This window comes from Sphingosinicella sp. CPCC 101087, from assembly GCF_004151485.1.
Taxonomy (GTDB): domain Bacteria; phylum Pseudomonadota; class Alphaproteobacteria; order Sphingomonadales; family Sphingomonadaceae; genus Allosphingosinicella.
Map to the genome: position 1 here is coordinate 113,269 of NZ_SBFF01000003.1, position 24,354 is coordinate 137,622.

Consider the following 24,354-nt stretch of genomic DNA (forward strand, 5'->3'; position numbering starts at 1 on the left):
CGAAATCAGGATGCGAAATCGTCCGTGGCGCGGATGAGGCCGTCGAGCACTCCCGGCTCGTTGAACAGGTGGCCGCCGTCGGGAACGATTTCGAGTCGTGCCTCCGGCCAGGCCTTGTGCAGGTCCCAGGCGGTCACCGGCGGGGTGCAGCAATCGTAGCGCCCCTGGACGATGACGGCGGGAATTTCCTTCAGCGCCGCTGCTCCGGTGATCAGACTGCCTTCCTCGATCCAGCCCTTGTTGATCATATAATGAGTCTCGATCCGGGCGATGGCGATGGCGAAATCGTCGCTGGTGTGGGCTTCGATCACCGCACGGTTCGGCAGCAATGTCACCGTCTCGGCTTCCCATTTGCTCCACGCCTTCGCGGCGGGGAGTTGCACCGCACGGTCGGGGTCGGTGAGTCGCCGGTGATAGGCCGCGACCAGGTCGTCATGCTCCGTCTCCGGGATCGGCGCCAGGAACTCCTCCCATTTGTCCGGGAAGATCTCGGAGGCGCCGTGGCGATAGAGCCAGTCGAGTTCGGACTGGCGGAAGGTGAAGATTCCGCGAAGCACCAGTTCGGTGACCCGTTCGGGATGGGCCTGGGCATAAGCGAGCGCAAGGGTCGAACCCCAGGAGCCGCCGAAGACCATCCATCTTTCATGGCCGATCAGCTTTCGCAGCCGCTCGATATCGTCGACCAGATGCCAGGTCGTGTTCGCCTCGAGCGAGGCATGCGGTGTCGAGCGGCCGCATCCGCGCTGGTCGAACAGCAATATGTCGTAGCGTTCGGGATCGAACTGGCGCCGATGGTCGGCGCTGCTTCCGGCGCCCGGTCCCCCGTGCAGGAACACGACCGGCTTGGCGCCCCGAGTTCCGCACCTCTCCCAATAGAGGCAGTGCCCGTCGCCCACGTCGAGGCGTCCGGTTTCGAACGGCTCGATCCTCGGATAGAGGGTACGCAAGGTTCGCGCCGGTGTGTCGGGCAAGACGGCTCTCCTCTCGATGCTCGCTTCGCGCTAGCGGAACGGGCGCCGATTATCAAAGCGAGAGCATGGCACCGGCTCTACAGGGAGCCTTCAGAAGCTCTCTTCTCCATAGACTCGCGAAATATCGCCGGCCCATTCGCCTCGATAGCGGTCGAGCAGCCGGTCGGCCGGCGACTTTCCCGAGGCGAGCACCTCGTGCAGCGGGTCGAGGAAGCCGCTCTCATTGTCCCCCGATGCATTGAGCCTGCCCCGGGCATTGAGTCCTTTCTCGGCGATGGCGACGATTCGCCGGCCGAGATCCAGCAACGTCCCGCCGCCCGGAATAGGGGCGGCGAGGCCGAGCTTCGGCACCGCGTCGCGCAGCCGTTGCCGCTCCTCGATCGACCAGTCTTTCACTTCGTCCCACGCCGCATCGAGCGCCGAGCCGTCGTAGAGCAGGCCCACCCAGAAAGCCGGCAGGGCGCAGATCCGGTTCCACGGACCGCCGTCGGCGCCGCGCATTTCGAGGAAGCTCTTCAGCCGCACCTCGGGGAAGATCGTCGACAAGTGGTCGGTGAAGTCCGAGACGAAGGGCGTCTCGCCCGGCAGCGCCGGCAGCCGCCCCGCCATGAAGTCGCGGAACGACTGGCCGGCGACGTCGATGTAGCGGCCGTCGCGGAACACGAAGTACATGGGTACGTCGAGCGCATAATCGAGGTAGCGCTCGTAGCCGAATCCGTCCTCGAACACGAAGGGCAGCATGCCGGTCCGGTCGGGGTCCGTGTCGGACCAGATATGACTGCGAAAGGAGAGAAAGCCGTTCGGCTTTCCCTCGGTGAAGGGCGAATTGGCGAACAAGGCGGTAGCGAGCGGTTGCAGTGCCAGACCGACCCGGAACTTCATCGCCATGTCGGCTTCTGATCGATAGTCCAGATTGGTCTGGATGGTGCAGGTCCGCAGCATCATGTCGAGCCCGAGCGAGCCGACCTTCGGCATGTAGGACAGCATGATCGCGTAGCGGCCCTTGGGCATCACCGGCAGGTCGGACCGCTTCTTGTCGGGCCACATGCCAAGGCCCAGAAAACCCACGCCGAGCTTCTCGCCTATCGCCTTGACCTGGGCGAGGTGCCGCCCGGCCTCCGCGCAGGTTTCGTGGAGATGCTCGCGAGCCGCCCCGGACAGTTCGAGCTGCCCGGCCGGCTCTAGGCTGACGGCGCCGTCCGGTCCCGTGAGCGCGATGATCTTGCCGTTCTCCTCGACCGGCTGCCAGCCAAATTCGGTCATGGCGGTGAGCAGGTCCCGGATGCCGCCCGGCTCGTCATAGGACAAGGCGCGATGATCGCTGCGGCGATAGACGAACTTCTCGTGCTCGGTGCCGATCCGCCACTGCTCGACCGGCTTCTCGCCCCCGCGGAATACGGCCAGCAAGTCGTCGCGACTCTGGACGGGGTGATCGCCTTTCAGCGGGCCGGTTCGCGTGGTCATCGCGGCCCCTTAGCGAGGGGCATGACCCCCCGCCAGCCGGTTTCGATAGGCAACGGGATAAGCTGACCTTATCCCCCGTCGCGATCGCCCGCTGGACGAGCTATTCCCGTACGCGCCGCAGTCCGCGGCATGGTGAGAAGCGAACCGGCACGGCGGCCGCTAGCCCCGCCAATCGCCGGCCGCCGCCATCCACAGGCTGATCGACGCGGCGGCGGCCGTGTCTGCCCGCAGGATGCGCGGCCCCAGCGACACCGGCCGGGCCTGGGGAAGCGCGCGAATCGCCTCGCGCTCGTTCGCCGTGAATCCGCCTTCGGGCCCGATCAGGATGGCGGCCGGACCGGGCGCCGCGGCTTCGACCAGCGGCGCGCCGCCGGCTTCGTCGGCGAACAGCAGCGCGCGGCCTTGCGGCCAGTCCTTCAGCGCCCGCTCGAGCTTCACGGGCTCGGCAAGCTCCGGCAAAGCGGTGCGGTCGCATTGCTCGGCCGCCTCGACGGCGTGCGCCCGCAGCCGCTCCAGGTTCAGACGCTCGACCACCGTCCGCTGAGTCGTTACCGGCACGAGCCGTGCCGCGCCCAGCTCGGTGGCTTTCTCGACGAGCCAGTCTATCCGGCCCCGCTTGATCGGCGCGAAGAGCAGCCAAAGGTCGGGCACCGGCTCGCGCGGCCGCAGATGGGCGCCCACGATCATCGTCACTTTCTTGCGTCCCGCCTCGGTCAGTTTGCCGAGCCATTCGCCCGTGCGATCGTCGAACAGCTTCACCTGCGCGCCCGGCTGCAGGCGAAGGACGTTGGCGAGATAGTTGGCGGCTCCTCCGTCCAGCGTCACCACTGCGCCTTGCGCGAGCGGCTCGTCGACGAACAGGCGTGGCAGGCTCGACGGGGGCCAGGCGGGTGTCGCGGGCATGATCTGTGGACCTCTTCGGCGTGACGGCGACTGAAGCCGTCGAAAGCGCCTTCCGCGCCGTCGGGCAAGCGAAGAATGCCCGTGCCCCTTTGCTGGCGCCCCGACAGGCGCGGGCTTCCTGTCCCTCCGCGCGGGCGATAAGGAGCAGGGATGAGCATGGCCGTCGACACCGACATCGTGCCGGACAGCGAGCAGCGCGGCCTGATCGGGGCGCTGCCGAACGCAGCGCGTCCCTATGCGTCGCTCATCCGGCTCGACCGCCCGATCGGCGCCTGGCTGCTCTTCTGGCCCGGGGCTTGGGCGGTGGCCCTGGCCGGGATGGAAGGGCGGGTCGAGGGCGCCTCGGGCTGGGCGCTGATCGCCTGGTTGGCGCTCGGCGCCTGGGCGATGCGCAGCGCCGGTTGCGTCTATAACGACATCGTGGATCGCGATCTCGACCGGCAGGTCGAGCGCACGCGGCTGCGGCCGCTGGCGAGCGGGCGGGTTTCGCTGAAGGGCGCCTGGCTGCTGCTCGTCGCCGTCAGCCTGATCGGGCTGCTCGTCCTGCTGCAACTCGGCCGATTCGCTCAACTCGTCGCCTTGGCCAGCCTCGCGCCGGTGGCGCTCTATCCCTTCATGAAGCGGATCACCTGGTGGCCGCAGGCTTGGCTCGGCCTGGTCTTCTCCTGGGCTGCCTTGGTCGGCTGGGCGGCCGTGATGGGCGCGCTGGGCCTTCCTGTGCTGCTCCTTTACGCCGGTTCGATCCTCTGGGTGATCGGCTATGACACGATTTACGCCCTTCAGGACCTGGAGGATGACGCCTTGGTCGGCGTGCGCTCGTCGGCTCGGGCACTCGGCCGCCACGCCCGCTTGGGTGTGGCGGTCTGCTACGCGCTCGCCCTGCTGCTCTGGGCAGCGGCGTTCCGCCAGGTCCGGCAGGAGGAGCTGGCCCTGCTCGGCCTTCTCCCGATCGCCCTTCACTTCCTCTGGCAGATTGCGACGCTGAAGGCGGAGGACGGCGCCGATGCGCTCGCCAAGTTTCGCTCGAACCGCTTTGCGGGCCTGCTGATGTTTCTCGCCTGCTTTGTCGTCGGCACGGCCTGACGTCTTCCCGGCCGGGCCGCCCCGGCCGATCGCCCGAAAGGAAACACATTCGAATGAAGCCCCTGTTCGCGCTCGCCTTGCTCCTGATCCCCGCGGCCGCTTCGGCCCAGGCGCCCGGGACCAATGACGCCGCTTGGCATAACGCTCAGTCGCTCGCCCTTTGGAACCTGAAGCCGGAGGAAGGCTGGCGGACCACCGCCTCGGGAATGCGCTATCGGCAGGTGGCGCAGGGCCAGCCCGGCGGGCGCCGGCCCGCGGCGACCGACACGGTCACCATCCATTATGTCGGCACCCTGGTCGATGGAACCGAGTTCGACAGCTCGGTGGCTCGCGGCGAACCGGCCACTTTCCCGCTGCCGCGTCTGATCCGGGGCTGGCAGGAAGGCGTGCCGCTCATGGCGGTCGCCGATCGCTTCGAGTTCGCCATTCCCCAGCATCTCGCTTATGGCCCGCTCGGCCGAGGCCCGATTCCGGGTGGCGCGACCCTCTTCTTCACGATCGAGCTCATCGAGATCGTCGATCCGCCGGTCCGGTGAGCTGCGGCCCTGCAAGAATGTTCTCACTTTGTTCTTGCTATTTCGCCCCTCTTGTGCTTATCGGGGACACGCCCTTCGGGTGAGGGGGCGGCTCTTTGACATGGCGTCCGCTTCATCTCCGGCCTCGCCGGGGAGACGGCAGGCCGCAACGATAACTTACAGCGGGCTGAGGCACCGGCGGTCGCCCCCTGCGAGCTGACTGCGGCTACGCGCGCGGGAGTGCGCGCACGCGTGAGGAGTGTCAACTTCGTCAACTTCACCCTCCCTGTACTCGCGAAGGGGGATCGCCTAAGCGCCCTCCCATGCTCACTGTTTCCGAAGCCGAAGGGCGCGCCGCCGCCCTGGTCGAGGCCGCGCTCGCGGCCGGAGCCGACGCCGCCGACGTTCTCTATATCGGCGAAGCCTCGACGGGGGTTCAGGTGCGCCTCGGCGCGCTCGAGGATGTCGGACGCTCGGAGGGTGAGGAGATCGGCCTGAGGTTGTTCGTCGGCAGCCGCTCGGCCAGCGTCTCCTCGTCGGACTTGTCTCAGGAAACGCTGTCGGCCCTGGTCGAGCGAGCGGCGGCGATGGCGCGCGAGGCGCCGGAAGATCCCTTTGCCGGCCTGGCCCCGGAGGAGAAGCTCTATCGCGGCGGTGTCGGCGATCTGGAGGCCGACGACGGCGCCGATCCCTCGCCCGCCGAGCTCAAGGCCCGGGCGCTGGCGATGGAGGAAGCGGCGCGCTCGGTCGTCGGCATCACCAACAGCGAAGGGGCAGGCCTCAGCGCCGGCCGAACCGTGGTGGCGCTGGCGACCAGCCACGGATTCGTCCGGGGCTACACGTCGAGCGGCTACAGCGCGGGCGTCAGCGTCATCGCGGGAACGGGCGCGGACATGCAGCGCGATCATGCCAGCCACAGCGTTCGCCATTATGCCGACCTCGACGGTCCCGATGATCTGGGCCGTCTGGCCGCCGAGCGGACGCTGAAGCGTCTCCGCCCGGGCAAGGTCCCCAGCGGCACCTTGCCGGTACTGTTCGATCCGCGGGTCGGCGGCAGCCTGGTCGGCCATCTGCTGTCGGCGATGGCCGGACCCACCGTTGCGCGTCGGACGAGCTTCCTCATCGGCCATGAAGAGTCGCTGCTCTTTCCCGAATCGCTGACCATCGTCGACGATCCGCACCGGCCGCGCGGCCTGCGCTCCAAGCCGTTCGACGGCGAGGGTGTCGCGACCCGGCCGTCGAAGCTCATCGACGGGGGCCGCCTGACCGGCTGGCTGCTCAACAGCGCCTCGGCACGGCAGCTCGGGCTCGAGACGAACGGCCACGCCACCCGCGGCATCGGTGGCGCCCCGGGCACAGGCGCCACCAACGTGCATCTCGAGCCGGGCTCAGCGACCCCGGCCGAGCTGATGGCCGACGTGCGGCGCGGCCTCTACGTCACCGAGCTCATCGGGCAGGGCGTCAACAATGTCACCGGCGACTATAGTCGCGGCGCCTCCGGCTTCCTGATCGAGAATGGCGAGATCACCACGCCGGTGGCGGAGATCACCATCGCCGGCAATCTCCTCGAAATGTACCGCAACCTCGCGGCCGCCAGCGATCTGGAACATCGTCGGTCGGTCAATGTTCCGACCTTGCGCGTGGAAGGAATGATGGTCGCCGGTGAATAGGGTTCGGACTCATCTGGAGCTGGATGAAGTTGCGAGGATTGCGGCCGAGGCCGGGCGAATCGCCGCCGGCCGCTGCGGCACCGATTACGCGACTTGGGAGAAGGTGCCCGGCCACCCCGTCTGCGATGTCGACCTCGAGGTCGACGCCTTCCTGCGCGAACGGCTGGGCGCGCTCGACCCGGAGGCCGGTTGGCTTTCGGAAGAGACTCTCGACCTGTCGGACCGGATCGAGCGGCGCCGGCTCTGGGTGATCGACCCGATTGACGGCACCCGCGACTATCTGCGCGGACGGCCGGGCTGGTGCGTCTCGGTGGCGCTGGTCGAGGACCGCGTGCCGGTCCTTGGCGTGCTCTCGGCGCCGTTGCGCGACGAGCTGTGGACCGCTTCTCGGGGGCAAGGGAGCTGGCGCAACGGCGAGAAGCTTCGAGTCAGTCCGCGCCAGACGCTCGCCGGGGCTCGTGTGCCCGCGGACCAGCTTCCCGAGGCTGACCGGGATCTTGTCGCCGTCGAGCGACCCAATTCGATAGCGCTGCGGATCGCCCTGGTCGGGTCGGGAGAGGCCGACCTGGTCGCCACCCTCCGCTGGGGGTTCGAATGGGATATAGCCGCCGCTGCCCTGATCGCCGAGGAGGCCGGCGCGACCGTGACCGGCGTGCTCGGTCAGCCGCTCGCCTTCAACACCGCATCGGGCGAAGCGTTCGGGGTCCTTGCCTCGACGCCGGGCATCCATCAGGCCGCCGTCGAGCGGCTCCGTGGACGGGCCATGGCTTTGGTATGATTCCTCCCCTTTCGGCGCTATCATGCGCCGCGGAGGGATGAGGATGCGTCTGAAGTGGCTTACGGCTGCGCTGGTCGCCCAGTCGGCATTGATCCCGGCGAGCGCCCGGCAAGCGGCGCCTGCGGTGGAGATTGCGGCGCCCGCGCCCACCACGGCCACGAGCATTGCCGAGACGCTCGACGTCGGCACCGACCATACGGCGCGCATGACCGTCCCGGTCAGCATCGGCGAGAGCGGCCCCTTCGGCTTCATCGTCGATACGGGCTCGGAACGCACCGTCATCTCGCGCGAGCTGGCACAAAGGCTGGGCCTCGATGCGGGCAGGGCCGCGACCATGTACAGCATGACGGAATCGAGCCGCGTCGATACGGTCGTCATCCCGAAGCTCGGGATCGGCCGCCGCACGGTCGAGGCGATCCATGCTCCGGCCCTCTCCCGCGCCAACCTAGGGGCCGAGGGCCTGCTGGGCATCGACAGCCTGAAGTCGCAGCGCGTCATCCTGGATTTCGTCCGGCAGGAGATGAAGGTCATGCCGTCGCGCCGGCGGGAGGAACGCTGGTCCGGCGACACGATCGTCATCACCGCGCGTAGCCGCTACGGCCATCTCATGCTGGTCGACGCCTCTTTCGACGGTCAGCGGGTCTGGGTCATCGTCGACACCGGATCGCAGGTGACGGTGGGCAATAATGCACTACGCCGGGCGCTCGAGCGGCGCGGCCGGCTGGGTCCGCTTCGGCCTATCGAGCTGGTGAGCGTCACCGGCAACGCGATCATGGCCGAATATGGCATCGCCCGGGAATTGCGGCTCGGCGACGCGGGCATCACCAACCTGCCAGTGGCGTTTGCCGAGGTCCATCCGTTCCACCATCTGAACCTGACCGACCGCCCGGCCATCATGCTCGGGATGGACGCGCTCCAGCTCTTCGACCGGGTATCGTTCGATTTCGCGAATCGCCGGGTGCGCTTCCTTATGCCGGACCCCTCCGAGGCGGATCGCCATACCCGGATGGCCGAGCTGAGCTCCGGCGCGCCGGTCAGCCGACGGGCGGCACGTTGAGACGCGGTATCTCGATCTTCGGGCACCGATCCATGACGACCTTCAGCCCGGCCGCCTCGGCGCGCAGAGCGGCTTCCTCGTTGATCACGCCGATCTGAAGCCAGACCGCTTTGGCGCCGGCGGCGATCGCCTGGTCCACCGCCTCGCCGGCAGCCTGGGGCCGCCGGAAAATGTCGACCATGTCGATCGGCTCTCCGATCTGGGAAAGCTCGCGCCAGACATATTCGCCATGGACATGCTCGCCGGTGATTTGCGGATTGACCGGGAGCACGCGATAGCCCCGGCTCTGCAGATAGGCCATGACGCCGTAGCTGGGCCGGTCGGGCCGGTCGGAGGCGCCGATCATCGCGATCGTCCGGGTTTCGGCGAGGAGGTCGTAAATGTCCTGGTCACGGGTCAGCGGCATCGGGCTTCCTTCTTTCAGCGCTCCCGAGCGAGATGGGGGAGCGATTCGGCGGGCATGGACCCCAGGCGCGTCAACGGCCGGGGGGCAGTCGGGCTCCAGCCGTCGCAACGCTCCTGCCGCGTCGCCATCGCTTCGTCCAGAAAACTTGATCCATGGAGCAGACGCGGCTTCGATCGGATGCTAAGAATCGGCGCATGGATGAGGCAAAACCTGGCATTGGGGAAGGGGAGCGATCCTCCCGCCCGCGTAGCGTCCTGCTGGTGGAGGACGAAGAACTCGTCGCCCTCGCTCTAGTCGACGAGTTGACCCGACTCGGCTGGTCCGTCGTCGGGCCGGCAACGACCCTGGAGCAGGCTCAGGACCTGGTGTCGAGCGGTGTGCACCTCGACGCTGCGATCCTCGACATCAACCTCCAGGGCCGCTGGGCGCATGGAATCGCCGAGGAATTGAGCCGCCGCGGCGTGCCTTTCGTCGCCTGCACGGGCTATGAGATGGTGGATCCCGATGGGCGCTTCGCCGACGCGCCGCTGATCGTGAAGCCGATTGCCGCCGACCGTCTCAGCGCCACCCTCGACGAACTGCTCGACCGGTCGGAACCGCAGCAGACGCCGATGGAGCCAAGCGCCGGCTGACCCTGCTTGGTTCAGGGGCGCGCGCCGCCGCCGGTTTGGCGCACCTGCTCCGCCAGCCGCCCCGCGATCGCCCGGAACAGGTCCGCCTCCTCACCCTCGCCCGCCGCTGGCGGCTGACCCGCGTCGGAGGCGCGCCGGATCGACAGGCGCAGCGGGATTCGGCCCAGAAAGGGTATGTCCATGACCTTCGCCGCCGCTTCGGCACCGCCGGTGCCGAACGGATCGCTGATCTCGCCGCAATGGGGGCATTGGTAGCCGGCCATATTCTCGATCAGGCCGATGATCGGCACGCCCATCTTGCGGAACATGTCGATCGCGCGGGTTGCGTCGATCAAGGCGAGATCCTGCGGCGTCGACACGATAACCGCGCCGGCCGGCTTCCATTTCTGGGTCAGGGTCATCTGGACGTCGCCGGTGCCGGGCGGCATGTCGACGACCAGTATCTCGCAATCTCCCCAGTCGCCCTCCATCAGGTTGGAAAGCGCGCTGGCGGTCATCGGCCCACGCCACGCCACCGCCGTGCCGGGCTCGATCAGCTGGCCGATCGACAGCATCCGAACGCCGTGAGCCGGGAGCGGCACGATCTGCTCGCCGGCCAGCTCGGGGCGGCCGGACTGGCCCATGATTCTCGGCTGCGACGGCCCGTAAATGTCGGCATCGACCAGGCCCACCTTCTTTCCCATCCGCCCCAGCGCGACGGCGAGATTGGCCGCGACGGTCGACTTGCCGACCCCGCCCTTGCCGCTGCCGACGGCGATGATCGTGCGTTCCACGCGCTCGGTCGTCATCGCCACCCGCGTGTCGTCAATGCCGGGCACGGCGATCATTCGCGCACGCACCTGCCGCTCGAGCGCGGCACGGTCTTCCGCCGACAGGCCGGTCGCGTCGACCACGATGGTGGCCACTTTCTCCTTCAAGCGGGTCATCACCAGCCGCCCGCCGATGCCGCCTATGTCGGCCAGCGCGGCCCTTATCGGATCCTGTTCTTCGCTCATCGAAACCGGCGATAAGGCATTGTTCGGCCGCTTGGCACTGTTTTTCCGCAGATCGGGTTTATATAGAGGCCGACATGAAAAGACCTTTCGGGTGGGGCGCGCAATGGATGCGCTTCAGGCATAAGTGGATTCCGGCCCTTCGGCCGGCGGCATCCGCTATCGATTCCAACGCCGTCCTCAGCGACAATCGAGGCCCTTGGGGCTCCGGGGGCGGAGGCGACGAGGGCGGCGGCGGCGACGGGCCGCGCAACCCTTGGGGCCAGCCGCCCCGCCGGCGCAAGCCCGGCGGCGGCGACGTCACCTCGCTGGACGAGTTCCTGAAAAAGAGCCGCGCGCGCTTCGGCCGGGGGTTCCCGCCGCAGGACGGGCGGCCTTATTGGCTGTACGGGCTCGTCGCCTTCGTCATTCTGTGGGTCCTGTTCACGAGCGTGCACCGGATCAGCCCGCAGGAACGCGGCGTCGTCACCTTTCTCGGCGAATATAGCCGCACCATTCAGCCCGGCATCGGCTTCACCTGGCCGGCGCCGATCGGCCGAGTGGAGAAGCTCGACGTCGAGAATATCCGCACCATCACCATTCCCGAGAATACGGGAACGGAGAATCTGATCCTGACCGGCGACCAGAACGTCATCGATCTCGCTTACTCGGTGCGCTGGAACATCAAGGATCCGCAGCGCTTCCTCTTCCAGATCGCCGAGCCGGAGCAGACGATCCGCGAGGTCGCCGAAAGCGCGATGCGCGCCGTCGTCGCGCGGGTCTCGCTCGACGACGCGATCGGCGCCGGCCGGTCGGACGTCGAGCAGAGCGTCGAGCAGAACATGCAGCAGCTGCTCGACGATTATGGCGCCGGCGTCCGGATCCAGGGCGTGGCGATCAACCAGTCGGTTCCGCCGGCAGCGGTGAACGAGGCCTTCCTGCAGGTCTCCGCCGCGCAGCAACAGGCGCAGAGCTACATGAACGACGCACGCGCCTATGCGCTCCAGATCACCGCCAAGGCGCAGGGCGACGCCGCCGCGTTCGAGAAGGTCTATGCCGAATTCCGCGCCGCGCCCGAAGTGACCCGGCGACGCATGTATTACGAGACGATGGAGCGGATCCTCTCCCGAGTCGACACGACCATCATCGAGGCGCCGGGCGTGACACCCTATCTCCCGCTGCCCGAAGTGCAGCGGCGGCAGTCCCGGCCGCAACAGCAGCCGCAGGCGGAGCAGGCGCAATGAACCCGATCGTCAGGAACCCGATCGCGCTGATCTTCGTCGCCATTCTGCTGCTGGTGGTGATCGGCAGCACCTTCGCGATCGTGCCCGAAACCAAGCAGGCGGTGATCGTCAGGTTCGGCGAGCCGGAGCGGATCCTCAACCGCTACCGTCCCAACGAGATGTTCGGCGCCAGCGGCGCGGGCCTTACCGCGCGCCTGCCCTTCGTCGATCGGATCGTCTGGATCGACAAGCGCATCCAGTCGATCGAGATGGAAAACCAGCAGGTTCTCTCGACCGACCAGTTGCGGCTGCAGGTCGACGCTTATGCGCGCTATCGGATCGTCGATCCGCTGCGAATGTATATCGCGGCGCGGTCCGAGCAGAATGTCAGCGAGCAGCTTCGCCCGATTCTCGGCTCGGCCTTGCGCAACGAGCTCGGTCGGCGGCCGTTCGCGGCCCTGCTCAGCCCGGAGCGCGGGCAGATGATGGACAATATCCAGAACGCGCTCAATCGGGTCGCCGTCCAATATGGAGCGCAGATCGTCGACGTACGCATCAAGCGCGCCGACCTTCCCGACGGCACGCCGCTCGAATCCGCTTACGAGCGGATGCGCACGGCGCGCCAGCAGGAGGCGCGATCCATCCAGGCCCAGGGGCTGAAGCAGGCGCAGATCATCCGCGCCGAGGCGGACGCCGAGGCCGCGGCGACGTATGCCGGAGCGTTCAGCCAGGATCCGGCCTTCTACGATTTCTACCGCGCCATGCAGTCCTACGAAGCCAGCTTCCTCAGCAACGGGGACGCACAGGGCGGCCGGACCAACATCATCCTCTCGCCGGATAATGAGTATCTCCGGCAGTTTACCGGCCCGCGTTGAGGGGCGGCCGAACGGGTCATTCAATTTCCGTTCAGCCACCCCATCTAGCCTGAGAAGCCAAGTCGGCCGGACCGCCGTTTCCCGGCGGCCCGGCCGAGACGGAGAAGGAGATCGCACACGTGCGTTACGTCTATGGAGTCACAGCGGCCATTCTTCTGGGCGGAGCCGCGACGACGCTGACCCTGAATCCCGTCGGCGCGCAGACGGCGCAGAACGAGCCGGGAGCCATTGCGGCGGCGACGCCGCGGCCTGGGGCGCCGATGAGCTTCGCCGACCTGGCTGAGCGCCTCCAGCCTGCCGTCGTGAACATCTCCACCCGGCAGAGCGTGCAGGTTCAGCAGCGCCGGCTGCCGCCGGGCCTGGAAGAATTTTTCCGCCGCTTCGGCGCGCCGATCCCGGAGGGCGAAGGTGACGGCTCCGTCACCCAGCGCGGCGGATCCTTGGGCTCCGGTTTCATCATTTCTCCGGACGGCTATATCGTGACCAACAATCACGTCGTCGCGCCGGCCCGGTCGGACGCCGTCGTCGAGCAGATCACCGTCACGCTGGCGGACCGGACCGAATATGAAGCGGAGGTCGTCGGCCGCGACGAGCTTTCCGACCTGGCCGTCCTGAAGGTCAATGCGGACCAGCCGCTACCCTTCGTCCGTTTCGGCGATTCGACCCAGGTGCGGGTCGGCGACTGGGTGGTGGCGATCGGCAACCCGTTCGGCCTCGGCGGCACCGTGACCGCCGGCATCGTCTCGGCCGTCCACCGCAATATCGGCGCCAGCCTTTATGATCGCTACATCCAGACCGATGCCTCGATCAACTCGGGCAATTCGGGCGGGCCTATGTTCGATCTCAACGGCAACGTCATCGGCATCAACACGGCCTTGATCTCGCCCACCGGCGGCAATGTCGGCATCGGCTTTGCGATTCCGGCAGAGCAGGTCCGCCCGGTGGTCGAGGCGCTGCGCCAGGGCGAACGCGTGCGGCGCGGTTATGTCGGCGTCGGGCTCCAGTCGATAGATGAGGGAGTCGCTGCGGCACTCGGCATCGATCGCAACCGCGGCGAACTGATCCGGACGGTAACGCCCGGCGGGCCCGCCGATCGCGCCGGCGTTCGTCAGGGCGATGTTGTGATCAGCGTCGCCGGCCAGCCCGTCACGCCCGATCAGACGCTCGCTTATCTCGTCTCCCGCCAACCGGTCGGTTCGCGCGTCCCGTTCGAGCTCATTCGCGATGGCCAGCGTCGGACCGTGACCGTCACCATTGCCGAACGCCCGACGGAGGACGAACTCGCGCGGCTCAACAATCTCGAGCCGGACGAGCCTTCGGTTCCCGAGCCGGGCAAGGAGGATGAGCAGTCCGCCGGGCAACGTTCCACCCAGGGCAGCCTCGGCCTCAGCGTCCAGACCCTGACCCCCGACATCGCCCGGCGTCTGCAGATTTCGGAGCCCGGCCTGCGCGGAGTCGTTGTGGCCGCGGTCGATCCGGAGAGCGATGCCGGCCAGAAGGGCATCCGCGCTGGCGACGTCATCCTGTCGATCAATCAGACGGTGACGCCGACTCCCGAGGCGGCCGCCCAGGTGATCGCGGCCGCGCGCCGCGCCGGCCGGAACACGGTGCTGTTGCTGGTGCGGCGCGGCAATACGCCGCCGGCCTTCATCGGCGTCGAGCTGACCCGGGGCTGACCTGACTCGGATCTCGGTTCCGTCGTCCCGACCGATGTCGGAACGACGGAACTAAGTGATGGTGCGCCGGGCTAGTAGCCGAAGCCGGGGAGGGCGCGCCCCTCCAGCACATGCTCGCGCAATTCGTCGGAGCTCCAGCTTCTCTCGACTCCAGCCTCAGCCTGCTTGACCAGGGCGACGATCCGCTCGTTGACCGGGGCGCGGCGGCCGAGACGCCTGGCGAGCGCGACCACTTCGCCGTTGAGCCAATCGATTTCGGTCGGCCGGCCGGCAGCGAAATCGTCGGCCATCGAGGAACGGGCGCGGGCGTCGATCTTCTGGGTCTTGAGGACGACCCGGCGGAACAGGAAGTCCGGCGCGGCGATAACGTGCGGCAGCAGCTTGGGCGGAAACGGTCCGATCTGGGCAGGGCGGATTCCCGCTGCTTCGAGCAGTTCGAGCGCCTCGACCTGCGAAGCCGCCACGATCCGGCGATAGCCGCGCTCGCCCAACTGCTCGAGCAGGGTCCGGCCCGACAGCGCGTTGACCGCATTGTTGAGGTTGATCAGCAGCTTTCCCCAGGCAACGCCGATCATGTCGTTGGATAATCGCAGCGCGCCGGGGCCGTGGCCTGAAGCTTCGGCAAGGCCGCGAGTCGCCGGATGGTCCTCCGCCCAGAGCATTCCCGTGACGCCCTTGTGCCAGCGTCCATTGCCGAGCCGCGCGACATTGAACGGAACCATGCCCCGGAGCACGGTGAATGCGGGAAGCGCCGACTTCAGCCGGTCTGCATTGCCGATGCCGTTCTGGAAGCTGATCAGTACCGCGTCGCGCCGCGCATGCTTTCTGATCTCCTTCGCCGCCTCATCGGTGGCGTGGCTCTTGACGCACAAGGCGACCAGGTCGGCTTTGGCCATCGCGCGGGGATTGGTAGAGAATTCGACCTCGTCCGGCCGCGCTTCGATCCGCCGGCCTTCGCTGTCGGTGGCGGTCAGGCCGTTGGCGGCGATTTCGTCCCTGACGCTCCGGCGGCCGATCAGCACGACGTCGAGTCCGGCGGCGGCCCATGCGGCGCCGATATAGCAGCCTACCGACCCGGCCCCCATGATGGCGATTCGCATGGCGGCAGATCAGCCCCGGCCGCGATAGGCCGGTACGCCCTGATCCGGGATCCATAGGCCGGCGGGAGGCTCGCCGGACTGCCAGAAGACGTCGATCGGCATCCCGCCCCGCGGATACCAATAGCCGCCGATGCGCAGCCACAGGGGCTTCATTTCTGCCTGGAGGCGTTCGGCGATGCCGACCGTCACAGCCTCGTGGAAGCCGCAATGGTTGCGGAAGGCGGCGAGGAACAGCTTCAGCGACTTGGATTCGACGATCGTCTCGGCGGGAGCATAATCGATGACGATGTGGGCGAAATCCGGCTGTCCGGTGACCGGGCAGAGGGAGGTGAATTCGGGCGCCGTGAACCGCACCAGATAGGGGTGTCCCAGTCGCGGATTGGGGACGTAATCGAGCTTCGCCTCCTCGGGGGAGGCGGGCAGTGCGCTGGTCCGGCCGAGATGGGTCAGGTCCATGGGGCTGCTCTAGCCATTCGGCAGCTCCCTGTCATGACCTCCGCATTGGCGGGGCCATCGGCCTCGGCTAGGGGAATGGGATGGAATCGCCGCCGATCTTCACGCGACGAGGCGCCGTCTTTTCCTCCTGGCTGGGACTCGCGCTGGCCGCGGGCGCGGCGGTGGTGCTGCTCTGGTTCATGCAGAAGGTCGTCACGGCGCTCTTGATGCTGTTCTTCGCGGTGGTGGTCGCGATCGCCCTCTCGGCAGCGGTCAACTGGTTCATCCGCCGCGGCCTGGAGCGCCGATGGGCAGCCTTGCTCACGCTCCTCCTCTTCTTCGCCACGATCGGGCTGCTGGGCGCGCTGGTGATCCCGCCGATGGTGAGCCAGCTTCTCCTCCTCACGCGGGAGCTTCCGGCCTTCGTTGCGAGCCTTCAGGCGCAGATGGCCTCGCTGCTCGACCGCTATCCCGATCTGCAGCCGTTCATCGGCGGCAACGGCGCCGCCGCCGAAGCCGGGCCAAGTGCGCTGGAGCTGTTCCGCGGCGTCAGCGGCATCTCGCTGTCGCTGCTTGCCGGTCTCGCTTTCACCCTGATCTTCTTCACCACCGTCGCCTACATCGTTGTCGATCCGCGGCCGATGATCCGGGCTTATTATGCCAGCCTTCCGCTCGCCCATCGCCGCGCCGGCATGCGCGCCTATCGCCGCGCCAGCACGGCGGTGATCGGCTGGACGGAGGCGAGCCTGGTGGTCGGAGCCATCCAGGCGGTGGCGGTCTTTGCCTTCCTGACCGCGATGGAGATTCCCGGCGCCCTGGTCTGGGCGGCACTCGCCTTCTTCGCCGATTTCATCCCGCGAATCGGCGGCTATGTCATGGCGGTGCCGCCGGTCATCCTGTCGCTCACCCTCGGTCCGCTGACCGCCGTCTGGGTCGCCCTCTTCTATCTCGTCAGCAACGAGATACTCGGCAGCGTCGTCGCCCCGAAGATACGGGGCGCCAGGATGCAGCTCCATCCGGTGCTGCTGATCTTCTTCACGCTGGCCTTCGCGCTCGCCTTCGGCCTCCTCGGAGCGATCGTCGCGACGCCGGCGGCCGCCTTCGCTTCCGCTTATTACAGCGAATTCTATCTCCGGCGCCCCTTGCCGCGAACCGCCGTCACCGGCGCCTGAACGGCTTTTGCCCCGGCGGTGGACGTGCCATAGGATCGGCGGTCCGACTTTCCCGGGGGAATCAGCCTTGATCAAACGCCGTCTTTCCGCCCTGCTCATGCTCGCCCTTGCGACCGGCCTCACGGGCGCCGTCGCCGCGCAGGAACCTCCCGCCGCCGAGAAGGCCAAGGGCCCCCCTGCCGATCGCGAGCCGGTCGTCTCGGTCACGCGCCATTCGGGCACGTTCGGAGGGCAGCGCATCTCCTATACCGCCACCACGGGCGAAACCTTCCTGCGCGCCGAAGACGGCACGCCCCGTGCGTCGATCTTCTCGGTCTCCTATGTGCGCGAGCCGCGCGACTCCAGCCGGCCCGTCACCTTCCTGTTCAATGGCGGGCCCGGCTCGGGATCGGTGTGGCTCCACATGGGCGCCTTCGGCCCTCGCCGCGTCGCCATCCCCTCGGACGGCACGGACGACGGGGCGCCGCCTTATCCGATCGTCGACAATCCCGAGAGCCTGCTCGACGTCACCGACATCGTGTTCATCGATCCGGTCGGCACCGGGTTCAGTCACGCGCTCGGGGAGACCGATCCGACCGATTATTGGGGCGTCACCAAGGACGCCCGCTCGATCGCCCAGTTCATCCGGCTGTGGCTGAACGAGAATGACCGCTGGAACTCGCCCAAATATCTCGGCGGCGAGAGCTATGGCACGACCCGCACGGCGGCCGTCCTCAACCAGCTGGAAGGCGCCTATAACGATGTCAGCCTGAACGGTATCATCCTGATCTCCACGGTGCTCGATCTCGGCGCCGGCGCCGACACGCCGGGCAACGAGATGACCCACATCCTCAATCTGCCCTCGATGGCGGCGACCGCGCTCTATCACGGCAAGGCTCAGGCGCCGTCGGTCGAGCAGTTCGTGGAGGAGGCGCGTCGCTTCGCGACCGGCCCTTATGCCCATGCCCTGCTCCAGGGTGCCGCCCTGGGCGCCGAGGAACGCGCCTCGGTCCGGAGTGAGCTGGCCCGCTTCACGGGCCTTTCCGAGACCTATCTCGAGCAGGCCGACCTGCGCGTCACGCCGTCCCGTTTCTACAAGGAGCTGCTGCGCGACCGGGGCGTCACCATCGGCCGGCTCGACAGCCGCTACACCGGCCGGGACTATGACAATGCCGGCGAGACTCCGGACAACGATCCCAGTTTCTTCGGAATCGACGCCGGCTACACCGCCGCGATCAACCAGCATGTGCGCGAGGTGCTGGAGTTCAGGACCGACCGCTCCTACGTCACCATCGGCTCGGTCGGCCCCTGGGACTGGCGGCTCGGCGGCGGCCGCGACAATGACGTCTATGTCAACGTCGCGCCCTATATCGGCCGCGCGCTGAGGGAGAATAGCGGCCTTCGCGTGTTCGTCGGCCAGGGCTATTACGATTTCGCCACGCCCTTCTTCGCCGCCGAATATGCGCTGAGCCGGACCGGAATCCCGCAGGATCGGATCCATTGGGAATATTATGGGTCTGGTCACATGATGTACGTGCGCGACGAAGACCGAGTGAAGCTGAGCGAGGACGTGCGGGCCTTCATCCGGAATCGATGACGATGGATCTCGGAATATCCGGCCGAAACGCGATCGTCTGCGCCTCCAGCCGCGGCCTCGGCCGCGCCTGCGCCGAGGCGCTGGCGCGCGCCGGAGTGCGGGTCGTCGTCAACGGTCGCGATCCGGAACGGCTCGCCCGCGTGCGCGACGAGATCGCCGCTTCCACGGGGACCGAGATCCTCGCCGTCGCCGCCGACGTCTCGACGGCCGAAGGGCGCGAGGCGCTGATCGGCGCGCTTCCGCAGGTGGACATTCTCGTCAACAACAATGGCGGGCCGCCGCCGCGCGACTTTCGGAAGGTCGATCACGACGCGCTGATCGCCGGCCTCGAGGCGAACATGATCGCGCCGATCGCTCTGATCCAGTCCGTCGTCGACGGGATGGCGGAGCGCGGTTTCGGGCGGATCGTCAACATCACCTCGGGTTCGGTAAAGGCGCCGCTCGCCGGACTCGACCTGTCCAGCGGCGCCCGCGCCGGGCTGACCGGCTTCGTCGCCGGCGTCGCCCGCTCGGTCGCCCGCTCGAACGTAACGATCAACAATCTCCTGCCCGGCGCGTTCGACACCGACCGGATCGCGGCATTGATGAACGATCAGGCGCGGCAGAGCGGCCGCAGCGCCGACGAGATCCGCGGGCAGCGCGAGCGCTCGATTCCGGCCGGCCGCTTCGGACGGCCGGCCGAGTTCGGCGCCGCCTGCGCCTTCCTCTGCTCGGCCGATGCCGGCTACATCACCGGCCAGAGCATCCTGATCGACGGCGGGGCGTTTCCGGGCATTCTCTGAGAGACTTCCTGCGGTCCGTCCGCACGACGATCCCAGGGATTCCCTTCCGGGGGAGAATGACGTTAGTGGTCCCGCAGACGCCGGAGGTGTGAATGGATTCCCTGGTTTCGACGGAGTGGCTCGAACGAGAGCTCGGCGCCGAAGATCTGCGCATCATCGACGCCAGCTTCTTCCTGCCCGGTTCCGGCCGGGATGCGCGGGCCGAGCATGAACAGGCGCACGTTCCGGGCGCCCTGTTCCTCGACCTGGACGAGGTGAGCGACGCCGACAGCCCGTTCCCTCATATGCTTCCGCCGGCCCACAAATTCGTCAGCCGGATGCAGTCGCTGGGTGCTCGCGATGGCGCCCGCTTCGTCGTCTACGACAATTCGCCGCTGCACAGCGCAGCGCGGCTCTGGTGGATGTTGCGGGCCTTCGGTGCCCATCACGTCGCTCTGCTCGATGGCGGATTCCAGAAATGGACTGCCGAAGGCCGGCCGGTGGAAAGCGGGCACAAGGCTCATCGCCACGGCCACTTCAGCGCGAGGTTCGACGAGACGACGGTCGCTTCAAAATCCGATCTGCTCCAGCTTGTCGACGCGGGCAGCCACGAGATCGTCGACGCCCGCTCCGCCGAGCGCTATGCCGGCGCCGAGCCGGAGCCGCGGCCCGGCCTCGCTTCGGGCCACATTCCGGGATCGCGCAACCTGCCGCAGGCGAGCCTGTTCAATGCCGACAATAGCTGGAAGCGGGACGAGGCGCTGCGCGCGGCCTTCGATGCCGCCGGGGTCGATCTCGGCAAGCCTATGGTGACGACCTGCGGGTCGGGCGTTACCGCGGCCGTCCTGCTGTTCGGCGCGCATCTGCTCGGCAAGCAGGACGTCCGGCTCTATGACGGCAGCTGGTCCGAATGGGGCGCCGACCCCGACACGCCGAAGGCGAAGGGAGTAGCATGAGCGAAGGCAAGCCGGACACCAGGCTGGTCGAGGCCGGGCGGCGGCCCGAATATACGAACGGCATCGTCAACCCGCCGGTCTATCGGGCGTCCACCATCCTGTTCGACAGTGTCGAGGCGATGGAAGCGGCGAACCCGCCGCGCGACGGGACGTTGCATTACGGCCGTAGCGGCACGCCGACCACCTGGGCGCTGTGCGACGCGCTGACCGAGCTCGAACCGGGCGCGTCGATGACCCGGATCTTTCCTTCCGGTTCCGCGGCAGTCGCCGCCGCCCTGCTGACCGTGCTCGAAGCCGGTGACGAGCTCCTGATGGTCGACAGCGCGTACGGCCCCACGCGGGCCCTGTGCGAATCGGTGCTCAAGCGGTTCGGCGTCTCGACCCGCTATTACGACCCGATGATCGGCGCCGGCATCGCCGACCTGGTCGGGGAACGCACCCGGGCCATCTTCCTCGAAAGTCCCGGCACCTACACGTTCGAGGTACAGGACGTGCCGGCCATCTGCGCCGTCGCCCGCGAACGGGGGCTCGTCACTTTGATCGACAATACTTGGGCGACGCCATTCTTCTTCCCTGCCATCGCTGCCGGAGTCGATATCTCCATCCTCGCCTGCACCAAATATATCGGCGGCCATGCCGATGTGATGCTCGGATCGGTCACCGTGAAGTCGGACCTCGCCGCGCGGCTCGACCAGACCCGGCGCGTCCTGGGCCAGACCGCCGGGCCGGACGACGCATGGCTGGCGCTGCGCGGCCTGCGCACGCTCGCCCTTCGGCTGAGGCAGCATCAGGAAAACGGGCTGCGAGTCGCGCGCTGGCTGCGGGAGCAGCCACAGGTGGCGCGAGTCCTTCATCCGGCGCTCGATGAATGCCCGGGCCACGAATTCTGGGCGCGCGACTTCACCGGTGCTTCCGGCTTGTTCTCGGTCGTCCTCAAAGGCGGCGGTGCAGCGGCTCGGGTGACCCTCATAGATGCCTTGAAGCGGTTCGGGCTCGGCTACAGCTGGGGCGGTTACGAAAGCCTGGTGGTACCGGCCGATCCGGTACGGACCGCGACCCGGACCGAATATGAGGGGCCGATCATCCGCCTCCATATCGGGCTGGAGGATCCGGACGACCTCATAGACGACCTATCTGCCGGCCTGGCGAGCTATCCGTCAGGGTGATGACGAGCCTGGCCGCGGACCTGGGTATCGTCCTTCCGGAAGCTCCGGACCTCATTGCGCTGGCCATGGCGGCATCGGTCATCGCTGCCGCCCTCCTCTTCGGATGGGCGGCGGGCAAGTGGGCCGGGCCGAAGCTCGTGCACTTGTTCGAGCGGAAGAGCGGAGCCCCCGCCGAAGGCCTCGTGCCGCGCTTATGCGCGGTGCTGCGCTACCTCATCGTCTGGCTGACCGCGTCGATCGCGCTCGGCATCCACGACTGGCCGCCTCTGCCGACATTTCTCCTCGGCCTCACCGCAGCGCTCTCTGCCGCTCTGGCCGTGCGTCAGATCGGACGCGGGCTCAATCTGCTGCGATGGGTGGCGCTGCTGCTGTCGGCCTTCCTGTTCGTCGCCATCCTCGCGGGCTCGGTCGGCGGTCTCGATCCTATCGCCAGCGCCCTGGACCACGTCGCGTTCACCATCGGCCGGCGGCGCCTGTCTCTCCTCGTCATCGTCCAGCTCGCCTTCGCCATCCTGGCCATCTACGTGCTCGTGCGGCTCGCCATTCGGCTGGTTGGGCACCTGATTCAGGGCGCGGGCAGCCTCGACCCGACCCAGCGGCTCCTCACGCAGAAGCTCGCGGCCATCGCCATCATCACGCTGGCCTTCTTCGTCGGAATCGACCTCGTTGGAATCGACCTCACCGCGCTCGCCGTCTTCTCGGGCGCGCTGGGCCTCGCCGTCGGCTTCGGCCTGCAGAAGACGATCGGCAACCTGATCGCGGGAATCATCCTGTTGATGGACCGATCGATCAAGCCCGGCGACGTGATCTCGGTCGGCGAGACGTTCGGCTCGGTCAGCAAGATCGGTGTGCGGGCGGTCTCGATCGTTACCCGCGAGGGCAAGGAATATCTGATCCCCAACGAGATCCTGATGACCGAGGAAGTCGTCAACTGGTCCTATTCGACCCGCGACGTCCGGATCAGCATCCCGGTCTCCGTCGCCTACGACTGCGACGTCAAGCTGGCCCAGCGCCTGATGATCGAAGCGGCGATGGCCGCGTCGCGGGTGCTCGAAAGCCCCAAGCCCGTCGCGTGGATGACCGGCTTCGGCGACAATTCGATAGAGCATGAGATCCGCGTTTGGATACGCGATCCGGAGGCGGGTCTCGGCAACGTCCGATCCGACATCCTCAACCGGGTGTGGGAATCGTTCCAGAAGAACGGCGTGAGCGTCCCGTTCCCGCAGCGCGACATCAGGGTGAAGGAATGGCCCGTGCCCGCACCGCCTGCCGAACCGGCCGACGCGGCGCGAATCGGAAAGGATCAATGATCGGCGTCGGCGAGCAGACCGGCCATCTCGACCAGCGCCCCGTCGATTCGGGCGGCGAGGCGCGCCGCCGCGGCGCGCGGCGCCGAAGTTCCGGCGGCGGCAAGCAGGGCTTCCACGCCCGCGGCTGCCCAGGCCGTGGCCTCGCCCGCGAGCGCGTCGAAACGGCGCTGCACGATCGGCAGTGCGCGGTCGTAGGCGGCGCTGACCCGTGCGGCTTCGTCCAGTCGGGCGTCGCCCGCCGCGGCATCGCTGCGGCCGGCGATTCGTTCTACCAATCGCAATGCTTCGCGAAGCTGGGCCACCTGCCGGCCCGGATCGGCTCCGGGTGCGGCGGAGGGGAAGGGCGCCTGATGCGTCATGGCGTGCGAGGCTAACGCCCGGCCGCTAAGGAAGCGCTAACGCCGGGACCGCACTTGCTGCACTGGGAGCGGGTTCCTTGAGGAGTTTCGATGCTTAGACAAATCTTCCCAGCCGTCGCTCTCATCGCTGCCGCGCCGGCATGGGCGCAGGACGAGGCCACCGAGGCGCCGCTCGGCGTCGCGCCCGGAGGCATCGACGTCCGTGCCGAGTTCGAGCTGATGACCGATTATCGCTTTCGAGGCATATCGCGCTCCGACGAGGATCCGGCGGCGCAGGCGACGGTCAACCTGACCCATGGCAGCGGCATTTATGCCGGAGCGCGCGGGACGACACTGAAGGGAACGGACAGCTTCAGGCAGCGCGATCCCGGTTTCGGCGATCTCGGGGATGCCCAATTCGATCTCTATGTCGGCTATGGCGGCCGGCTCGGCGGCGGCTTCGAGGTGGATGCCGGCGCGCTTTACTATGTCTTTGCCGGGGGCGAAGGCCCCACCGATTATGTCGAGCCTTATGCCTCGCTCTCTTACCTGATCGGCCCGCTCTATGCGACCGCGGGCGCGAAATATGCGCCGAGCCAGGAAGCCATCGGCGACGAGGAGATGCTCTATCTGTTCGGTCAGCTCGACGTCACGATCCCCTTCCGTCCGTGGAGCTTCACCGCTTCGGCCGGCCGCCAGGATTGGGGCCGCTTCGGCGACTATTGGACCTGGACGCTCGGAGTCGAGCATCACCTTCGGATCGGCGGCCTTTCGGGGGCGCGCGTCGGTCTGCGCTATGTCGATACCGGCCTGGCGGGGACGCCCGGCCAGGATGCCGCGCTGGCGCTCTACGGCCGCCTCAGCTTCTGAAGCGGCCTTCCGGCCAAGCCGCCGCCCGAAATGAATCAGTTGGGGATCTGGACCGAGGCTTCCTGGCCGTCGCCCTCGGGAAGCTGGGCGATGGTCTGGACGAGCGTGCCGCGATTGACGACCCGGGTTTCCGGGTCGCCCGCCACGGAACGGGCGCCGAGCACGGCTTCGTCGGCGCCGGCGGCCTCGAGCATCTCGCTTTCGACCGCGCTGCGCGCCTGCGGACCGCCGAACAGGGCCTGAAGCGCCTGGGCGCGAACGTCGCTGCCGACGTCGGCTTCGCCCGGAGCGGGCGGCGTGAGAGCGAAATCGGGCGGAACCACCAGAGGTGCGTTGCGGCTCACCGCGAACTCGTCGGGGCGGTCGCGGCTGAACGGGCCGCCGCCGCCGCAGCCGGCGAGGAGGAGGACGGCGGAGCCGGCCATGACCAGGTGAGACAGACGCAT

At 67.7% G+C, this 24,354-nt stretch carries 25 protein-coding genes; 16 read left to right on the top strand and 9 right to left on the bottom strand.

Annotated elements, in window-relative coordinates:
* Positions 1 to 5: 5 nt before the first annotated feature.
* From pip to EKM57_RS05830, 3 genes are all read right to left on the bottom strand, one after another.
* The gene (pip, locus tag EKM57_RS05820) at positions 6 to 947 is read right to left on the bottom strand and encodes a prolyl aminopeptidase (protein ID WP_129791800.1); all 942 of its coding nucleotides are present in this window, start codon (positions 945 to 947) and stop codon (positions 6 to 8) included.
* Positions 948 to 1,061: 114 nt separating this feature from the next.
* Positions 1,062 to 2,435, bottom strand: coding sequence for a glutamate--cysteine ligase (locus tag EKM57_RS05825; RefSeq protein ID WP_129791552.1), 1,374 nt, complete (start codon positions 2,433 to 2,435; stop codon positions 1,062 to 1,064).
* A 159-nt stretch (positions 2,436 to 2,594) separates the two neighbouring features.
* Positions 2,595 to 3,338, bottom strand: coding sequence for a 16S rRNA (uracil(1498)-N(3))-methyltransferase (locus tag EKM57_RS05830; RefSeq protein WP_129791553.1), 744 nt, complete (start codon positions 3,336 to 3,338; stop codon positions 2,595 to 2,597).
* Between the two features lie 150 nt (positions 3,339 to 3,488).
* Here EKM57_RS05830 and ubiA point away from each other — a divergent pair, with 150 nt between their 5' ends.
* From ubiA to EKM57_RS05855, 5 genes are all read left to right on the top strand, one after another.
* A complete protein-coding gene (gene ubiA / locus EKM57_RS05835; protein WP_129791554.1) occupies positions 3,489 to 4,421 on the top strand; it encodes a 4-hydroxybenzoate octaprenyltransferase in 933 nt (310 codons plus the stop codon).
* Positions 4,422 to 4,474: 53 nt separating this feature from the next.
* Positions 4,475 to 4,957 (top strand): FKBP-type peptidyl-prolyl cis-trans isomerase, encoded by a 483-nt coding sequence (locus EKM57_RS05840; RefSeq protein ID WP_129791555.1) that lies wholly within the window; start codon positions 4,475 to 4,477, stop codon positions 4,955 to 4,957.
* Between the two features lie 302 nt (positions 4,958 to 5,259).
* The gene (locus tag EKM57_RS05845; RefSeq protein ID WP_129791556.1) at positions 5,260 to 6,606 is read left to right on the top strand and encodes a TldD/PmbA family protein; all 1,347 of its coding nucleotides are present in this window, start codon (positions 5,260 to 5,262) and stop codon (positions 6,604 to 6,606) included.
* Complete coding sequence (locus EKM57_RS05850; RefSeq protein WP_243450906.1) at positions 6,599 to 7,384, top strand: 3'(2'),5'-bisphosphate nucleotidase CysQ; 786 nt, start codon at positions 6,599 to 6,601, stop codon at positions 7,382 to 7,384. Before EKM57_RS05845 ends, EKM57_RS05850 begins: the two co-directional genes overlap by 8 nt.
* A 43-nt stretch (positions 7,385 to 7,427) precedes the next feature.
* Positions 7,428 to 8,441 carry a retroviral-like aspartic protease family protein gene (locus EKM57_RS05855; protein ID WP_165357207.1) on the top strand — a complete coding sequence of 338 codons (1,014 nt, stop codon included), beginning with the start codon at positions 7,428 to 7,430 and terminating at the stop codon, positions 8,439 to 8,441.
* Here the strand turns inward: EKM57_RS05855 and EKM57_RS05860 are convergent.
* The gene (locus EKM57_RS05860) at positions 8,419 to 8,847 is read right to left on the bottom strand and encodes a CoA-binding protein (RefSeq protein ID WP_129791558.1); all 429 of its coding nucleotides are present in this window, start codon (positions 8,845 to 8,847) and stop codon (positions 8,419 to 8,421) included. The two genes, EKM57_RS05855 and EKM57_RS05860, sit on opposite strands and share 23 nt — an antisense overlap.
* Positions 8,848 to 9,107: 260 nt before the next feature.
* On the opposite strand from EKM57_RS05860, the gene EKM57_RS05865 reads away from it, so the two are divergent.
* Positions 9,108 to 9,479: a response regulator gene (locus EKM57_RS05865; RefSeq protein WP_206185311.1), complete on the top strand. Its 372-nt coding sequence runs from the start codon at positions 9,108 to 9,110 to the stop codon at positions 9,477 to 9,479.
* Positions 9,480 to 9,490: 11 nt separating this feature from the next.
* Here EKM57_RS05865 and EKM57_RS05870 read toward each other — a convergent pair whose 3' ends face one another.
* Positions 9,491 to 10,474, bottom strand: a complete 984-nt coding sequence (locus EKM57_RS05870) for an Mrp/NBP35 family ATP-binding protein (protein WP_129791560.1) — start codon at positions 10,472 to 10,474, stop codon at positions 9,491 to 9,493.
* A 74-nt stretch (positions 10,475 to 10,548) separates the two neighbouring features.
* On the opposite strand from EKM57_RS05870, the gene hflK reads away from it, so the two are divergent.
* The 3 genes from hflK (at position 10,549) to EKM57_RS05885 (ending at position 14,224) form a co-directional block, all read left to right on the top strand.
* Entirely contained in the window at positions 10,549 to 11,694 is a 1,146-nt protein-coding gene (gene hflK / locus EKM57_RS05875; protein WP_243450907.1) for an FtsH protease activity modulator HflK, read from the top strand.
* Positions 11,691 to 12,548, top strand: coding sequence for a protease modulator HflC (gene hflC / locus EKM57_RS05880; protein ID WP_129791561.1), 858 nt, complete (start codon positions 11,691 to 11,693; stop codon positions 12,546 to 12,548). The genes hflK and hflC overlap by 4 nt, the downstream gene beginning before the upstream one ends.
* A gap of 119 nt (positions 12,549 to 12,667) precedes the next feature.
* The gene (locus EKM57_RS05885) at positions 12,668 to 14,224 is read left to right on the top strand and encodes a Do family serine endopeptidase (protein WP_129791562.1); all 1,557 of its coding nucleotides are present in this window, start codon (positions 12,668 to 12,670) and stop codon (positions 14,222 to 14,224) included.
* Positions 14,225 to 14,295: 71 nt separating this feature from the next.
* Here the strand turns inward: EKM57_RS05885 and EKM57_RS05890 are convergent, their stop codons facing one another.
* Together EKM57_RS05890 and queF are read right to left on the bottom strand one after the other, a co-directional pair.
* Positions 14,296 to 15,324, bottom strand: coding sequence for a 2-dehydropantoate 2-reductase (locus EKM57_RS05890; RefSeq protein ID WP_129791563.1), 1,029 nt, complete (start codon positions 15,322 to 15,324; stop codon positions 14,296 to 14,298).
* A gap of 9 nt (positions 15,325 to 15,333) precedes the next feature.
* Complete coding sequence (gene queF / locus EKM57_RS05895; RefSeq protein WP_129791564.1) at positions 15,334 to 15,780, bottom strand: preQ(1) synthase; 447 nt, start codon at positions 15,778 to 15,780, stop codon at positions 15,334 to 15,336.
* A gap of 80 nt (positions 15,781 to 15,860) precedes the next feature.
* Here queF and EKM57_RS05900 point away from each other — a divergent pair, with 80 nt between their 5' ends.
* From EKM57_RS05900 to EKM57_RS05925, 6 genes are all read left to right on the top strand, one after another.
* On the top strand, positions 15,861 to 16,931 hold the full coding sequence (locus EKM57_RS05900) for an AI-2E family transporter (RefSeq protein WP_129791565.1): 1,071 nt from the start codon (positions 15,861 to 15,863) through the stop codon (positions 16,929 to 16,931).
* 97 nt (positions 16,932 to 17,028) lie between these two features.
* On the top strand, positions 17,029 to 18,507 hold the full coding sequence (locus tag EKM57_RS05905) for a S10 family peptidase (protein WP_129791804.1): 1,479 nt from the start codon (positions 17,029 to 17,031) through the stop codon (positions 18,505 to 18,507).
* A complete protein-coding gene (locus EKM57_RS05910; protein ID WP_243450908.1) occupies positions 18,504 to 19,289 on the top strand; it encodes an SDR family oxidoreductase in 786 nt (261 codons plus the stop codon). Before EKM57_RS05905 ends, EKM57_RS05910 begins: the two co-directional genes overlap by 4 nt.
* Before the next feature lie 92 nt (positions 19,290 to 19,381).
* On the top strand, positions 19,382 to 20,224 hold the full coding sequence (gene sseA, locus EKM57_RS05915; RefSeq protein ID WP_129791566.1) for a 3-mercaptopyruvate sulfurtransferase: 843 nt from the start codon (positions 19,382 to 19,384) through the stop codon (positions 20,222 to 20,224).
* Positions 20,221 to 21,390, top strand: coding sequence for a cystathionine beta-lyase (gene metC, locus EKM57_RS05920; RefSeq protein ID WP_129791567.1), 1,170 nt, complete (start codon positions 20,221 to 20,223; stop codon positions 21,388 to 21,390). Before sseA ends, metC begins: the two co-directional genes overlap by 4 nt.
* Positions 21,390 to 22,700, top strand: a complete 1,311-nt coding sequence (locus tag EKM57_RS05925; protein WP_243450909.1) for a mechanosensitive ion channel family protein — start codon at positions 21,390 to 21,392, stop codon at positions 22,698 to 22,700. The genes metC and EKM57_RS05925 overlap by 1 nt, the downstream gene beginning before the upstream one ends.
* Here the strand turns inward: EKM57_RS05925 and EKM57_RS05930 are convergent.
* A complete protein-coding gene (locus EKM57_RS05930) occupies positions 22,694 to 23,059 on the bottom strand; it encodes a hypothetical protein (protein WP_129791568.1) in 366 nt (121 codons plus the stop codon). The genes EKM57_RS05925 and EKM57_RS05930 overlap by 7 nt on opposite strands.
* Before the next feature lie 90 nt (positions 23,060 to 23,149).
* Between EKM57_RS05930 and EKM57_RS05935 the strand changes: the two genes are divergently transcribed.
* Entirely contained in the window at positions 23,150 to 23,908 is a 759-nt protein-coding gene (locus EKM57_RS05935) for a TorF family putative porin (RefSeq protein ID WP_129791569.1), read from the top strand.
* 35 nt (positions 23,909 to 23,943) lie between these two features.
* Here EKM57_RS05935 and EKM57_RS05940 read toward each other — a convergent pair whose 3' ends face one another.
* On the bottom strand, positions 23,944 to 24,354 hold the full coding sequence (locus EKM57_RS05940) for a DUF3035 domain-containing protein (protein ID WP_129791570.1): 411 nt from the start codon (positions 24,352 to 24,354) through the stop codon (positions 23,944 to 23,946).